We start from the raw sequence: 15798 nt of genomic DNA on the forward strand, positions 1-15798 counted from the left end.
TGCTTATAACCAAGGTATCAAGGTGACGATGCTGCCCGTTATCGGATTTCGGCAAATCGTTAAAAATTCATTTAATTCAATTACTTATGATGGATCATTGCGATTGTCCGTAATATCTGGCGTAGATAAGCACCGACATGAATCACCTGAACCCGCGCACCTTTGCACCAAATGAGTGCCCCCATCTGGCCACCGCCATCGCATACGATGCCGACGAGCACGCCTGCAACCTGACCAACTGGCAGCAGCGCTACGATCAGATTAGCGCCGGCCAGTTTCTCGGCAGCATTGCTGAGCTGAGTGGGGAGCAACTGCAGGTGTTCCACGAGTTCACCAACCAGAGCCTGCATCAGACCTGCAACGTATGGCCCGACAGCATTTGGCTGGGGATTGCCGCAGAGCCCGGCGCCGATAGCCGGATCAACGGTATCGGGGTGGGTGACAATGAACTGATGTGCCGCCCCGGTAATTGCGAATTCGAGCTGATGACGCCGGAACAGCACCATATCTACGGTATCGTCGCGCGCAAGGCGGAGCTGGTTCGCTCAGCCGAGCTACAGGGCATCGAAATCGACTGGCGCGACTTCAGCGCCCATGCGCGTTTGAGCATCCCGGCGCAGACGATGGCCAACCTGCGCTTCCTGCTGCACCGCTTGCTGCGCGAACCCACGGTACTGCCAGGGGCGCGCCTGCAGCAGGACATCATCATGATGGTGCTGCTGGAGATTCTGGATCGGGAGAGCCCGAGCGCGGAAACCGCCCCGAGCTACACGCGGCGCAAGCGCGTGGTCGATCGGGTTATCGCCTATATGGAGGCGAACCGGGAACAGCCGGTGATGATTACCGAGCTGTGCAGCCGGGTTGGCGCCAGCCGGCGCACACTGCAATACAGCTTCGAAAGCATTGTTGGCCTCAGCCCCGTGCAATACCTGCGTGCGACCCGCCTGAACGGGGTGCGTCGAGGGCTGCTGAAGGCGAAGCCGGGGACGACCGTGGCGGATGTCGCCGCCGAATGGGGCTTTGTGCACCTGAGCCAGTTCGCCAAGGACTACCGCGAACTGTTTGGCGAGAAGCCTTCAGACACACTGGAAAAGTACGCGCCGCTCCCGTTTTAAGCAGCACTGCCCGTTACTGGGTGAAGGGCGCAGGGCGCAGGGTGAAGGACGCAGAGGTGCAGGCATCGCTGCGCGTAATGTTGCAGGCACAGGGCGGACGTTTCAGTGAGTGCGGCCAGGATACTCTGCATGGCACAGAGCGTCTCATTGAAGTCACAGCCGCCGATATCCGGTCGCACTAAACCAACAGTGTCACCAAGCCGAGTAAAAGCACCCCACCCAGAACGACATATCTGGCATACGGCCTGGTGGTAGCTCCGGGTTCCTGTTCAGCCTGTGAGGCAGGCACCGGCTGCGCTTGCAATACTTCAGCCTGCGGTAACGCCTCGATTTGCGGAACGGTTTTATGCACCGGTGCCGCTGTTGAATCTCGCCCGAATTCCCTCTCATCTGCTGGCACCGGTGTGGATTCTGGCGACCCTGGCTGGACTAACGGTGGTTCCGGATCGGGTGCAATCTGGAACACGGGCGCCTGTATGGTGCCCAACTCCGGTGCAGCCTCCTGTGCCCTTGCTCTATCAACCGTATCATCGGGAACCTGGGCGGTTTCGGTCCTCTCGGTCTCAAGCGAAGCCTCTTTCTTCTTCCATGCCGCCGCCTCTTCAGGCGTCAAGGGCGCAAGTTGAGCGGCAAAATCTTCAAGCTCATCCAATCCATTAAACATTGAAAGGTTGCTCCTTAATCCCGATGAATCCCAGGTCGACACTCCAGCTAGAGTAGCCAGCAATCTTTATTCCATGTCGAGACTTACTGTTGATGACCTCACAGATGTGACGCGACCAGGCTGCCGAAGACGCACGGTCACGGTGTCCAGGCCCATTGAGCCAGATGGCATTGTGGCAAAAGACGATGAACCTGGGCTTGCACCGAATACAACCGAAGGAGCAGGCCAAAAGAGCGCCGTTGAGCGACCCGGCTGTGTCGTGCCTCGACGGTGGATTCAATGGGTGAGCTGGGTAACAGGTATGCTGTCCACGGAAATAGGCCCGGTAATCGGTTTCAGCCCATTAATGGCTGGAACAGTCTGTGTAGGAGCCAGCTCCGCGGGCGAACCCAGTATTCATCCAAGCCTGATTCGCCCGCAGCGCGGGCTCCTGCAATTTTTGGATACCACCTTGACGGCCTGACTGAAAACAGTCGGCCAGGTGGCACGGGGCATGTAGAAAAAAGTGCGAACAAGATGCGCCTGCGGCGGTGAAAAACCGGGCAGTGGACTGCCCGGTCGTGTGCCTGCTTACCTAGTGATGTCCCTGCGTGGTTGTGCCGCCCTTGCCGTCGGGCAGGGCGACCATCACGTTCTGCATCATGCCTGCGTCTTCGTGGTCGAGGATGTGGCAGTGCAGCACGTACTCGCCGATGTAGCGCTGGTAGCGGGTGCGGGTCTTGATCACCACCCCGCTTTGGACAAAGAGCGTGTCGCGCCAGCGACCCTGCAGGCCGTAGTACTGGCTGGTGGGATCGGCGGTGAGATCGACCCAGCTGGCGGGATCGGTACAGTTGCTCTGGGTGCATTGCTGTATCGAGACCACCTGGAAGGGATTGACGTGGATATGGAAGGGGTGACCGGCGAGGAAGGACGTCAGGGTCCATTCGTCCACGCCGCCGAGCCGCAGCACCCGGTTCACCTTGTTGGCGGAATAGGGGCTGGCGTCCTGCAGGCTGTACAGCCCGGTGGCGGGGTCATGTTCAAGGTTGCCGATCTCAAAGCTCGTGGGGTTGGCGCTCGTATCGATGTTGAATCCCAGGGACTGGCTGCCGGTGACTTCAGCTGCCTCGATGGAGGGGTGGTCGACAAAGGCCGTGAGCCTGAGCCCGTTTTCAAGGTCCGTTACCACAGCGTCTTTCACATCGTCGGGCATGAATTTGAGTGCCGACGCGACCAGCCAGTCCCGTACCCAGTCCCGCAGGGCATCTGTGAGGGAGCGGCCTTCGAGGGAGGCCAGGGTTTCCATTGCAGCGCTACTGCTTTCCAGGGCGGGAAGTACCTCCACATACCCCAGCAGTTCGCGGCTGTGCGCCTGGGTGTTGACCGTCTGATCAGCGGTCACGTCGCTGTCGATCACGCAATAGATACCGGGGGCGGGAAAGACCATGAGCAAATCTTCCCGGTAGCCGGGCTGCAGCAGGGTCTTGTCCTGGCTCGCAATCTTCGCCCGGGTCAGGCCGTCCGAGGCAACGGAAAACTGGGGCAGGGTGGCACCGTCGCAGAATTCATCCACCCGGTCGGCACGGGCATCGAGTGAGCCGGGTTGATAGAGCGCCTCGGTAGCGCCGGCCCTGGCTTTGCGCAGCTGCAGATTGATGGTATCCCGTACGCCGGCATGGATAAGGCGCCAGCGCTCCAGATCGCCGGCCCTGGCCTGGCGGAAGGTCGGCATCACCACGCCATTGATGCTGGTGTAGCGGCCGGATGCGTTCCAGACGCTCGTAGTGGCACCGACGCCAAACTGGTCGTAAGACTCTATCTGGCCGACCCTTTCGGATTCGTGGGGGCTGTTCTTGTCGCAGATCCAGTTGCCGTCCTTGTCTTTGAGGATGGGGCCCAGCGCATTCGGTTGGTCACCGGGTTTGCGGCAGGCATAGCCGATCTGCTGGAACACCAGGGTGCGTTCTTCGATAGGGTTGGGCGCAGGGGCGTTTACCTTGACCAGCAGGGTATCCAGATCGCCCGACTCGATTTGCCCGTCGGCCGGCCGCGGGTAGCGGTTGCCGCGGATGATCAACGGGCCCGCCATGCCGCTGGATACCTGCAGGGCGGTGGAGCCGTGCACGTGCGGGTGGTACCAGAAGGTGCCCGCCGGGTGATCGACCGGGATGTTGTATTCATACTGGAAGCTGACGTCCGGCTGGATGCGCAGCAGCACGTTGTCGCTGTTGCCCGCCGGGCTGATCCACAAACCGTGGGTGTGCATATTGGTAGTGTTGAAGCAGTGCCCGCCGTTGCCGTCTGCGCTGGTGCCGGGGCAGGAGGGATCGTCGGCGGGCAGGTTGTTATTCAGTGTCAGGCGGAAGGTTTCGCCGGGGTAGAGTTCCACCACGGGGCCGATGTAGGGCACGGCCTTGCTCGTCACGCTGCCGGTCAGGGCCCTGAGCCGGGTGGTATCGTATTGCTGGGTGGAGGGGTTGAACAGTTCGCCGTCCACGTATCGCAGGGCCAGGTCATAGAAGACTTCGGTGCCGGGCCCGCGCCTGGGCGGGCTGACCAGCTTGGCCATGGGCTGCACCGATTCGCTTGATGCAGGTTCTATCGCTTCGTCCACGAATTGCAGCTTGGCGAGGGGCAGTTCGGGCAGATCCCGGGGTTCGGCGGCCGACAGACTTGCCGGCAGTTGGGCGCAAACGAGCAGGCTGGCGACAGCCACTGGCCGCCAGCACGGTGGTTTTTTATGGGTGGAATGCGTGGTCATGTTGACACCTTCCCTGATGATGGTTGGTTTATTTTTTTAAGGTGGTTACGAATATAGCGCCAGGCTCAGGGGCCTGGCAGCTGTTGCCGCCGCTGCCAGAAGGGGTAGCGGCTAAAACGGCTCGGGCCCCGGTAGGTCCCCTGCCAGTGCCAAAGGTAATGTTCGGCCACCGCCTGCATTTCCCGCCGGTGATCACGCAGGGCGTCGGCCGAACCCGCCTCGATGGCTTTGGCTGCACTGGCGGCCGAAGCCAGGGAATGAAACAGCCCCTGGGACGAGATGGGGTCGAACGCGAACAGCGCATCGCCGATGGCCAGAAAGTCGTCCCCGGCCTGGTGCAATTCATCAACGTTGAGCAGAACGGTACCCGCGGCCCGGCATTGCATGCGACCAGGGACAAGGCCCTCCAGGCATTCTGCCAGCAGCGGGTGCTGCCGGGCCCGGGCCAGGAACTGCGCCGGCCGTTTCAGCTGCCGCCAGAGCGGGTTGTCGGTATCCAGATGATAGGCCAGCACCCGCCTGCCCAGCGGTAGCGGCACCGTGTACCACCAGCCGTGTGCATCGGCCTGGATGCGCATGGCCCTGTCCGGTGCATTCGGGGGGCTGGCCAGAAAGCTGTAGAGGCACAGCAGCGGATCGGCGGCGGTTTTTCGCAGCCCCAGCTGGCGGGCAATGCCGCCGGAACGGCCGGTGGCGTCCACCAGTACCGGCGCCCGGTACAGGGTGCTGCCGGTATCCAATTGCCAGCCGCCCGAGTAGCGGCCGATGCGGGTTTGCCGGCAGCCTTGTGCCAATCCGGCGCCGGCTTGCAATGCCCGCCGGCGCAGCATCAGCTCAAAGCCCCGCCGGTCAAGGTACCAGCCCGGTCCCGCCGGATCGCTGATGGCATCCTTCCACACCGGCGTTTCCGTATCCCAGACCGCAATGGCCGGTCCGCGTTCGGGATGGCCGGCCAGACGAAAGTGCTCCAGCACCCCCAGCCTGTGCAGCAGCGGGGCCGCGGCACCCGGCAGGGATTCACCAATGTGCGGGCCGTTGCCGGGGCTGGCCCTGCGCTCCACCACCTGCACCCGCATTCGTGGCGCCAGCAGGGTGGCCAGGGCATGGCCTGCTGGCCCCGCACCGCAGATGATCACGTCGGCGTCGTGCTGCCTGGCCATCAGGGTTTGCGGCGCCGGCTTGCCAGTACTTCGCGCATGGCACGGTCGGTGTCATGGCGCTCTTTGGGCGTCATATCCTCGCCGCCACGGTCTTCGACCTGCATCACCGGCGGGAAGTCGGGGTCCTCGGGTATGCCGGGGCGCAACTCGACGATGCCCTGGTTATCGAAGTGCTTGACCATGTTGGCCAGCTGGGTGGGCTTGCCCACACCCAGGGTGCGGTCCCAGTCCGAGCGCGTATGGTAGGCGGCCAGGCGTTCTTCGCGCGTCAGGTCCGTGTTGAGCACTGTCTGGTAGTTCTCTTCGCTGAGCACCTGGTTGGGTACTCGGGCGGGCCAGAAGGTGGGCAGGTACGGATCGTACTCGGCGTCATAGCCGGAGCGGCAGCTCGCCGTGTCGGTCTGCCAGGGAATGGCCATCCAGCGGGTGATGCTACCGGGCGACTGGCCATAGAGCGGGCCGTCGCAGGACAGCGCCATGGCCGGGGTCAGGGTGGTGCCGTAATCGGGCTCGGGGTTGTTCGCGGCGCGGTGACGCCAGCGATAGGGCTCCATGTACATGGTGCTGTGGCGTACCGGCCAGGTCATCTCGCAGCCGGGGTGGAAGGCATCGGCGAGACAGAACTCCAGCGCAGCGCGGTCCAGCATGGCCGGTTGTTCGGCCAGGGGCACGGCATCAATAGACGGCGGCGGCTGGTAACAGGGGTCATAATCCGCCTCGAAGTCGCCATCGGCCCATTTTTCCAGCAGCGCCAGCTGAACCGGGGTCAGGGCATTCATGGCATTGGCGAGCTGCGGCATGGGCACATCCATGGTATCGCCGTATACCCAGGGCCAGGGCTTCATGGATATATCTTTCTCTGGGTTGCGAAAGCCATGGAACACGGTGCGCCGCAGTTCGGCGTAGGTTTCCTCGGGGGACGCCAGCTGGCCGAGGTAGCGCGGCTCAAGAAAATGCTGTGGCATGCCGTAACCGAAGCCGGCCGCAAAGCCCGCGTTCATCCATTGCAGGTCGCACATGGCCTTGAGCACCGGCAGTATGTCGCGGCTGAAGGACGGTCGGCTGGGGGCCGGTAACTGGCCGGCGCGAATGGCGAGATCCGTCATCAGGGCATACAGGGTACGCACGCCTTTTTGCTGGGGACCGTAGTTGGGTGGCGCCACCACCACCCAGGCGGGTGCCACCTTGATGGACTGCCCATCCACCACCACAGTGGCCGTGACGGGACCGTCACTGGTGTCGTCATACCAGGTATCGTTATTGGCAAAGGTAACGGGTGGCTCATTGAGGTAGGAGGCCGATTTACCCTGACCGCCAAAGACATGCAGGCGGCCGGCGTTGTCGGTGCGCAGCTCCCCCAGCGAGACGTCAATGGCCATGAAACGGCCGCCACTGAACCGGTATTCGGGCCCGAGGCTCGCAGCGGTACAGATGCTTCGCGGGCCCGGGGTAATGGAGAGTTTGTGCCTGTCTTCGAGGGCAATATCGGCATTGCGTCTTGTCGAGGGCGGTGCGGTCGCTGCCTGAGGAATGTCCAGCGCCAGTTCGAAGTTGTACCAGGCCGCCTTGTGGTTGGCGAGTTCCACCGTCCATTCAATGCGGGTGTGTTCGTCCATGCTGAGTTCCCGCACCACCTGACCACTGGCGTCGTAACCGTAGATGCGAAATTCCGCCACCTCGCGCTTGAGGGCGCCGGTGTCGTCCCGGTAGGCGCCGGGCTCCCTGGGAGGCGGTTCTGTTACCTGGGGGCCTATATAGTAGCCGTCGGTCTGGGTCGAGTTGCCCACCCTGGCGATGCCGATGGCAGGGTGGATCTTGGCGTAAACAATCTCAGCCATCTGTCACTCCCTTGTACAGTGGTAATGTGTAGTCCAGACCGCGAGCCTATGGCAAAAGCGCAACCAGTGAACAGGACAGGCAGCCGGGGCGTCTTGCCGAACCAACCGGATCTTGCGTAAACGATACTGCCAGATCAGTCAGAGGGCAGGGGAAGTATAGGAGGTGATGGCGATCAGGGGCTGCGCCCCGCGTTTTTGTTTAGCTCGGATTAGCCTGGAGTGAACCGGGGCTGTCACGGCAGCAGCTCGCCTGGCCATGGGCCTTGATTCTCAGGCGCAGGGTGCGCGCAGCCGGGCTAACGTTCGCTGCGCCGCTGCGCTCGCTGATCCTGGCACCTGGGTTGAGCCTCGCTGTGTTTCAGGTCGTGGATGTCTCTTGCGGCGGGCTTTCGTGTCGCACAGGCCTGGACCTGATTTCGCTTTCAACCCGGTTGCGGCCCAGCGCCTTGGCGCGATAGAGGGCCTCGTCGGCGCGGCGCAGCAGGTCTTCGAAGGTGTCATCGGGTTGAAACAGACTGACGCCAAAGCTGGAGGTGATACAGAGCCCCGGTTCTATCTGGTGCTGCTGGATGAGGGTGCGCAATTTCTCGCATGCCTGCACGGCCTGCTCCAGTTCCATACTGGGAAAGATGAGGGTGAACTCCTCGCCGCCCCAGCGGGCGAAACAGTCCACGCTCCTGATATAGCTTCGCACCAGGTTGACGGTGCTTCTTAGCACGTTATCGCCGGTATTGTGACCATGGGTGTCGTTGATTTCCTTGAACAGGTCCAGGTCGAAGATGGCCAGTGACAGCGGATGCTTGTAGCGCCGGGCGCGGTAGATTTCCTGTTGAATTTCCTCTTCGAAACGCTTGCGGTTGGCGATCTCGGTAAGCTGGTCGATATTGGATATGTATTCCACCTCGCGGATTTTTGCTTCTAGCTCGTGGTTCTTGGCTTCCAGTTCACGTGCTTTCTGCTGCAAGGTGTTTTCCAGCGTAAGGCTGCCATCGCGCAGGTGCCTGTTTTGCTCAATCAGCTCATCCTCAATGTTTTTCTGCGCCTGAATATTCTCATGAGCGCCGATAATCCGGGAGGCGGTGCCGTCGGGGTAGCGGGTGATAATCCGGGCACGATCCCGTATCCAGAGATAATCGCCATTGGCTTTCTTGCAGCGATACTCGATGCTGTAATCATCCCGCGCGCCACTGATAAAACTCTCTATGTAACTGATTACGCGGGTATAGTCGTCTGGGTGAATGATGTTTTCCCAGGTAAAGACGTCTTCTGTCAGGCTGCCGACCGTATAACCCAGCATGCGGTACCAGCCGGGGCTTCGCACGACCTGACCGGTGTCGGCGTGCCAGTCCCAGGTACCTTCAGCGATAACGTCCAACAGGTGATTCAGGGTTGCGTCAGCATCGCTCAGGGTGCCGTGATGGTAGGTTCTGTGCATCATTTACAGCCCCAAATTGCTGCAAATGAATGCCTGAAAAGGCCACGATATCGGGAGTCTGAACCGGGCAGGCAGGTTATGAGAGTCATGTTGGCCGGCTTCCTTACGGTCATGCGGGATACAAATACCTTGTACTCGCACAGGGGTAACCGGCCCGTCGGTTGCCAGAATACCCACTGTCGCTTTATGGATAATCCTAGCAGGAGTTGCGATTTTCAACCGGATTGTTTTTCAGCTTGCGTCAAGCCGGCTCATCCGCTTCATCGGAATAAACACAGACATTCCAGGCTTCCGCCAGGCCGTCGGGTGACTCGCAGTAGCGACTGAAGAACTCGCTGATCTCGCGGCGCTGGCAATGTTGTTCAAATGCATTCATGTCCTGCCAGATTTCATGGAACACGACGGGGTAGCTTGTGCCTTCGGCAAACGGGCTGCTTATCTGGCGCGTGAGGCGGTACTGCACACATCCGTCTTCACGCAGGGAGTTGGGTTCAAGGGTCTGCAGCTTGGCAAAAAGTTCAGCTTCCTTGCCGGGGCGGGGTTTGAACTGGGCGGTACAGTAAACGAGGGATGACATCACTTGGCTCCTTGTGGTGTGAAGTACAAGGCTGAAAGTATACTGTCTTGCTGCGGTTTTGTGGCCCCAGCAACGGCATGGCCGCCCGGCGTGACGGTATTCTGCATTGGCGTTTGTATTTGGCGTTTGTATTTGGCGCGGTACAGCGACGTTGTTGGTTTTTTTATCCTATACACTGAAAGTTAGCCACAGCAGACCTGCTGTGGTGGACGCGGCCTTGTCTTGGCATAAGGCAACGTTATTCGTTTTGTGGCAATCAGGCGGAGGTGTGTATGTTTATTTTCAGGCGCAAGCACCTGAGTGTGTACTGCTTAACGGTGTTATTAATGACCGGGTCGGTCGGGGCACTGGCGCAGGATGAAACGCCAGCGGTATCCCTGTTCGACAGGCTGGGCGGGCTTATGCCCCTTTCGGTGGTGGTGAGCGACTTCATTGATGTGGTGGTCACGGATAGCATGCTCAACGCAAATCCGGCGGTGGATGCCAGCCGCAAGGTGGTCCCGGCGCCTTACCTTAAATATCGGGTAACGGCGATGGTCTGCGAGGCGACAGGTGGGCCCTGCACCTACCAGGGCCGTGACATGAAATCGGCCCACGCGCATCTGAACATCACGGCAGCGGAATGGGACCAGATGGTCATGCTGTTTAAAGAAGTGTTGGCAAAGCATCAGGTGCCCGAGACCGAGACCCAGGAGTTGCTGGATATTGTTGGCTCGACCCGCGCGGATATCGTGGCCACGCCCTGATGGGTGCGGTGCGTGCTGGCTTTACCTGACAGCGTGAAAAATGCAGGAGCCTTTATGCCACAGACGCTGGCAGCGAAGGACATGGATGCGTTAGTCGTTGCAAAACGGCTGCTGGAAAACCCCGGCGTGGCGGCGCGCATTGCCGGGTCACTGGCCATGCCGATCGACCGGGCGATGGCGCTGGTGCCGGCACCGGCTCAAAAGACCGTCCTGGCGGCGGCGACCAAGTCCCTCGAGATGGCACTCGACATGGCGCTGCGTACCCTGGGTGAGCGTCAGCAGGCGCCGTCGATGCGCAGTCACAGGATCGGGGCTGCGCTCAGTGGTGCCGCCGGCGGTGCCTTCGGGCTGGCGGCCCTGGCCATTGAACTGCCGGTTTCCACCACCATCATGCTGCGCTCCATCGCGGATATTGCCCGCGGGGAGGGGGAGGACCTGGCGCTGGCGGAATCCAGGCTGGCCTGCCTGGAAGTGTTTGCGCTCGGGGGAAGCAGCAAGAGCGATGACGCGGCGGAATCGGGCTACTTTGGTGTCAGGGCGGCGCTGGCCAGTGCCATCACTGATGCCGCACGCTACGTGGCAACCCAGGCGACCATAAAGGACGGTGCACCGGTGATGGTGCGGCTGGTCAGCCAGATTGCCGCCCGTTTCAGCATTCCGGTGACGCAGAAAGCGGCGGCCCAGGCCGTACCGCTGGTGGGTGCCGCGGGGGGCGCACTGATCAATACACTGTTTATCGGACATTTCCAGGATGTGGCCCGCGGGCATTTTACCGTGCGCCGGCTGGAGCGAATCTACGGCGCGGACCCGGTTCGGGCGGCCTATATGTCGTTGGAGCTTGCGACGGGCAGCAACGGGCAGGATTGAGGTCAGCGCGGCGTAACGTCCTCGTTCGAGTGTCCTGCGCCCACCTGATGGCTGCTGCTCCCGGTTTTGCTCTCGTGAGCGAAGCAGCAGCGATTTTATCGCTGTGCTACGCCGCCTTGATCTACCCCGAATCAGAGCACAGCTGTTACACTGCCGGCGCCTAATTCTGGCGGGTCGTACACGCGCAGTCATCGTTCAGATCAACAAACAGATCAACAGAGCCGAGCAACGCTATGGGATTTTCCACCACCGGTCTTCACCCGTCACTGATTGATGCAGTCACGGAGCAGGGCTATACCGAACCCACGCCGATTCAGGCGGCCACCATTCCGGCCATCCTGGCGGGGCAGGACATCATGGCCGGCGCCCAGACCGGCACCGGGAAGACCGCTGCCTTCGCGCTCCCCATCCTGCAAATGCTGAGTCAGGCGCCCATCGCAGGCACCGGCAGGCGAGCCATACGGGCGCTGGTACTCACGCCGACACGCGAACTGGCCCAGCAGGTGTATAAAAGCTTTGTCGATTATGGCAAACACAGCCCGTTACAGACGGCGCTGGTGTACGGGGGGGCCAGCGTCAATACCCAGATGGCGGCGCTGGCGGGTGACGTGGATATTCTGGTGGCTACCCCCGGCCGCCTGCTGGACCTGATCGGCCGTGGCGCTGCGGATCTGTCCCGGGTACAGCACCTGGTGTTCGATGAAGCCGACCGTATGCTCGATATGGGGTTTATCGACGAGATCCGTCGTATTCTGAAGCCGATCCCGGCAGTCCGGCAGACACTGCTGTTCTCCGCCACCTTTGATGCGGAGATTTTTGACCTCAGTAAAAGCCTGCTGACTAACCCCACCCTGATCGAAGTGGATGCCCGCAACACCGTTGCCAGCCAGGTTGAGCAGATGGTTTACGCGGTCGATGCCGACCGCAAGCGCGAGCTGCTCTCCTACCTGATCGGCAGCAAAAACTGGCACCAGGTGCTGGTCTTCACCCGCACCAAGCAGGGTGCCGACGAGCTGGCCAGCGAGATGTGCAAGGACGGCCTGAAAACCCAGTCGATCCACGGCGACAAATCCCAGGGCGCGCGTGAACGGGCGCTGGAAGCCTTCCGGGAGGGCGCCATCCGCGTGCTGGTTGCCACCGATGTGGCGGCACGCGGGCTGGACATCGATCAGCTGGCCTATGTGGTCAACTATGAGCTGCCCTATAACGCCGAGGACTACATTCACCGTATCGGTCGTACCGGTCGCGCGGGGGGCTCCGGCATTGCGATCTCGCTGCTGAGCCCGGCGGAAAACTACCTGCTGGAAGAGATCGAGACCATCCTCGACAGCCGTCTGCCGCAGCAATGGCTGCCCGGTTATGAACCGGACCCCACGAAAGAGGTGAAAAGACCCCGCAACGCCAGCAAGGGCGCCCAGAAAAAACGCGCCCGGGAGCGCGCCCTGGGACAGAAACCGGGCAAGAAACCGGGCCAGCAGCAGGGCCGGGGCCGCCGTTAACGGTAGGCTGCTAGCGCGGGGAAAGGTGCCCGAGCCTCACTGAGGCTCGCAAAGCAGTTTTATTTCGCAGCTTCCAGCGCCAGGTAATTGTCGATCCCCTGGATCTGGTCTTCCGGGTGATGGTTGACGTAAATTACCGAGGTTTCGGTACCGGCACAGATCTTCTCGATCAGGGCCAGTACCAGCTGGCGGTTCATGTCGTCCAGACCCAGGCAGGGCTCGTCCAGAATCAGCAGGGGCGGGTGCTTCACCATGGCGCGGGCGATCAGCAGCAGGCGCTGGTCACCGTAGGACAGCTTGTTGAACGGCTGGTCGGCCCGCCCGCTCATGCCCAGCAGCGCCAGCCACTGGTCGGCAATCTGGCGCTGGCGTTTCGTGCTCTTGGTGTACAGGCCGATACTGTCGTAGAAACCGGAGATGATCACATTGCGCAGGCCCGTGCCGACCCGGTAATCCCACTGCAGGGCCGTCGACACGTAACCGATATACTGCTTGATCTGCCAGATACTTTCACCGCTGCCGCGCTGGAAGCCAAACACGAAGATATCGTTCACATAGCACTGCGGATGGTCGCCGGTGATCAGCGACAGCAGGCCGGTCTTGCCACTGCCGTTGGGGCCGCTGAGCTGCCAGTGCTGGTTGCGCTCGATGGTCCAGTGCAGATCCTTGATCAGCTCCCGGTCACCGTACTTGATGTTGATGCCGTTGAGTTTTACCAGCGGTTGCGTCGGGTCCAGCGCTGCAATGGCGGCGTCCGGGTCGGCCCCGGGTACCTGCAGGTCGGTGGTTTTCAGATGCAGCAGCTGGTAGAGATCGGCATACGCACTCGCATCGTTGCGATCCACCTGGTGTTCCAGCCGGCCTTTGTCGACATAGGCAATATGGGTGATGAAGTCCGGGAATTCGTCGAACCGGTTCAGTACCAGCACCATTGGCGTGGTCTCGACCAGTGTTGCGAGGTACTGCTGCAGCATGGCCAGGGTGTGTACATCCAGGCCATCGAACGGCTCGTCCAGCACCAGCAGATCCGGTTGGCTCGCCAGGGCGCGGACCAGCAGCATTTTGCGTGACTCCCCGGTGGAGAGCTTGCGAAAAGGCTGGTCCAGCAGGGATTCCAGGCCAAACAGGCTCGCCAGTTCGGCCACCAGGGCCGGATCGGTTTCACCGTTGAGCAGAATCTCCCGCACCGGGGTGCCTTCGGCGATGACGTCCATAATGTCGGCATCGTCCTTTTTCAGTTCAGCTTCGATCAGTGCTGCCTGGGCTTCAAATGACACCAGCCCGACCCGGGGGGGCACGCCGGACAATTGCCCGCCAACGCAGTTACCGGCGCCGGCGAGTACTGCCGCCAGTGCAGACTTGCCCGAACCATTGGCACCGGTCACGACCCAGTGCTGGTTGTCTTCAATCTGCCAGTTGATGTTGTTGAGCTGGAAACGTTCGTCGAAATTAACGGTTAGATCTTCTAAACGAATAGTCATGGGCCCGCCCGTGCGAATTCTGCCTAAAAAAAAGGCCAGGAATCACTTCCCAGCCTTTATTTTTCCGTCGATCAACCGGGCAGTGCCCGGTTGATAGTGCGGCTGTCTTAAACGATTTTCTTCATGTCAGCCATGTGGCCGCGCAGAGTCGCACCAATCGCTTCAACCGGGTGGCTGCGCAGGGCAGCATTCACCTGGATCAGGCGGGCGTTGTCGACACCGTTGTCGTCGACCGCCAGGCCACGACCGATAACGTCGGACTTGATGCCCTTCATGAAGTCGCCCAGCAGCGGCAGGCACGCGTGGTTGTACAGGTAGCAACCGTATTCTGCCGTATCGGAGATGGTTGCGTTCATCTCGTACAGCTTCTTGCGTGCAATGGTGTTGGCGATCAGCGGCGTTTCGTGCAGCGACTCGTAGTAGGCAGAATCAGCCACGATGCCGGCAGCGGTCATGGTTTCAAAGGCCAGCTCAACGCCCGCGCGAACCATGGCGACCATCAGGATGCCGTGGTCGAAGTATTCCTGCTCGGAGATTTCTACATCGCCAGCCGGTGTTTTCTCAAAGGCTGTTTCAGCCGTTTCTGCACGCCAGCCCAGCAGTTTGGCGTCATCGTTGGCCCAGTCTTCCATCATTCCGCTGGAGAAGGTGCCATCCATGATGTCGTCCTGGTGCTTGTTGTACAGCGGACGCATGATGTCTTTCAGCTCTTCGGACAGATCGAATGCCTTGATCTTGGCCGGGTTGGACAGGCGGTCCAGCATGTTGGTTACGCCACCGTATTTCAGTGCTTCGGTAATGGTTTCCCAACCGTACTGAATCAGTTTGGAGGCGTAGCCAGGCTCGATACCTTCTTCAATCATCTTGTCGAAGCACAGCAGGGAGCCGGTCTGCAGCATGCCGCAAAGGATGGTCTGCTCGCCCATCAGGTCGGACTTAACTTCAGCGATGAAAGAGGACATCAGAACGCCCGCCTTGTGACCGCCGGTACCCGCAGCGTATGCCTTGGCCAGGGCGAGGCCTTCGCCTTTGGGATCGTTGTCTTCGTGAACCGCGATCAGTGTCGGTACACCGAAGCCACGCACGTATTCGTTACGGACTTCTGAACCCGGGCACTTGGGTGCAACCATGATGACCGTCAGGTCGTCACGGATCTTCATGCCTTCTTCAACGATGTTGAAACCGTGGGAGTAAGACAGGCAGGCGCCTTGCTTCATCAGCGGCATAACTGCGTTGACAACAGAGGTGTGCTGCTTGTCAGGCGTCAGGTTCAGTACGACGTCTGCAGTCGGGATCAGTTCTTCGTAGGTACCTACGGTGAAACCGTTTTCGGTGGCATTTTTCCAGGACTGACGCTTTTCAGCGATGGCGGAATCACGCAGGGCGTAAGAAACATCGCAGCCGCTGTCGCGCAGGTTCATACCCTGGGCCAGACCCTGGGCGCCACAACCGATAACAACCATTTTCTTGCCTTTCAGAGCTTCAACGCCATCGCTGAACTCGTCCATGGACATGAAACGGCATTTAGCCAGTTGCTCAAGCTGCACGCGCAGCGGCAGGGTATTAAAGTAGTTATTAGACATGACTTAAGTTTCCGTTGATTTAAGTAGCTGCCAGGGCAGCACATTCAGCAAGTAAGTCGGGCGTGCGAGGACGATACAGGGGCGGCCTCA

General features: G+C 60.6%; 12 protein-coding genes. 4 read left to right on the forward strand and 8 right to left on the reverse strand.

Annotation, left to right across the window (positions count from 1 at the left end; all coding sequences use genetic code 11):
• Nucleotides 1–137 precede the first annotated feature (137 nt).
• Complete coding sequence (locus tag F451_RS0107850; protein WP_020680808.1) at nt 138–1115, forward strand: helix-turn-helix domain-containing protein; 978 nt, start codon at nt 138–140, stop codon at nt 1113–1115.
• A 178-nt stretch (nt 1116–1293) separates the two neighbouring features.
• Here F451_RS0107850 and F451_RS0107860 read toward each other — a convergent pair whose 3' ends face one another.
• The 6 genes from F451_RS0107860 to F451_RS0107885 form a co-directional block, all read right to left on the reverse strand.
• The gene (locus F451_RS0107860; RefSeq protein WP_020680810.1) at nt 1294–1779 is read right to left on the reverse strand and encodes a hypothetical protein; all 486 of its coding nucleotides are present in this window, start codon (nt 1777–1779) and stop codon (nt 1294–1296) included.
• Between the two features lie 574 nt (nt 1780–2353).
• Nucleotides 2354–4522: a multicopper oxidase family protein gene (locus F451_RS0107865; protein ID WP_020680811.1), complete on the reverse strand. Its 2169-nt coding sequence runs from the start codon at nt 4520–4522 to the stop codon at nt 2354–2356.
• A gap of 65 nt (nt 4523–4587) precedes the next feature.
• On the reverse strand, nt 4588–5682 hold the full coding sequence (locus F451_RS0107870; RefSeq protein ID WP_020680812.1) for an NAD(P)/FAD-dependent oxidoreductase: 1095 nt from the start codon (nt 5680–5682) through the stop codon (nt 4588–4590).
• The gene (locus tag F451_RS0107875) at nt 5682–7520 is read right to left on the reverse strand and encodes a LodA/GoxA family CTQ-dependent oxidase (protein ID WP_020680813.1); all 1839 of its coding nucleotides are present in this window, start codon (nt 7518–7520) and stop codon (nt 5682–5684) included. Before F451_RS0107875 ends, F451_RS0107870 begins: the two co-directional genes overlap by 1 nt.
• 358 nt (nt 7521–7878) lie before the next feature.
• Complete coding sequence (locus F451_RS0107880; RefSeq protein WP_020680814.1) at nt 7879–8958, reverse strand: sensor domain-containing diguanylate cyclase; 1080 nt, start codon at nt 8956–8958, stop codon at nt 7879–7881.
• 238 nt (nt 8959–9196) lie between these two features.
• On the reverse strand, nt 9197–9532 hold the full coding sequence (locus F451_RS0107885) for a putative quinol monooxygenase (protein ID WP_020680815.1): 336 nt from the start codon (nt 9530–9532) through the stop codon (nt 9197–9199).
• A 326-nt stretch (nt 9533–9858) separates the two neighbouring features.
• On the opposite strand from F451_RS0107885, the gene F451_RS0107890 reads away from it, so the two are divergent.
• From F451_RS0107890 to F451_RS0107900, 3 genes are all read left to right on the forward strand, one after another.
• Nucleotides 9859–10278 carry a group I truncated hemoglobin gene (locus tag F451_RS0107890; RefSeq protein WP_205623990.1) on the forward strand — a complete coding sequence of 140 codons (420 nt, stop codon included), beginning with the start codon at nt 9859–9861 and terminating at the stop codon, nt 10276–10278.
• 54 nt (nt 10279–10332) lie between these two features.
• Nucleotides 10333–11145 (forward strand): EcsC family protein, encoded by an 813-nt coding sequence (locus F451_RS0107895; protein ID WP_020680817.1) that lies wholly within the window; start codon nt 10333–10335, stop codon nt 11143–11145.
• A gap of 233 nt (nt 11146–11378) precedes the next feature.
• Complete coding sequence (locus F451_RS0107900) at nt 11379–12644, forward strand: DEAD/DEAH box helicase (RefSeq protein WP_020680818.1); 1266 nt, start codon at nt 11379–11381, stop codon at nt 12642–12644.
• Nucleotides 12645–12703: 59 nt separating this feature from the next.
• Here F451_RS0107900 and modF read toward each other — a convergent pair whose 3' ends face one another.
• Nucleotides 12704–14125, reverse strand: coding sequence for a molybdate ABC transporter ATP-binding protein ModF (gene modF / locus F451_RS0107905; protein WP_020680819.1), 1422 nt, complete (start codon nt 14123–14125; stop codon nt 12704–12706).
• A gap of 107 nt (nt 14126–14232) precedes the next feature.
• A complete protein-coding gene (gene ilvC / locus F451_RS0107910; protein ID WP_020680820.1) occupies nt 14233–15708 on the reverse strand; it encodes a ketol-acid reductoisomerase in 1476 nt (491 codons plus the stop codon).
• Between the last annotated feature and the right edge of the window lie 90 nt (nt 15709–15798).

This window comes from Marinobacterium rhizophilum DSM 18822 (assembly GCF_000378045.1).
Taxonomy (GTDB): domain Bacteria; phylum Pseudomonadota; class Gammaproteobacteria; order Pseudomonadales; family Balneatricaceae; genus Marinobacterium_A; species Marinobacterium_A rhizophilum.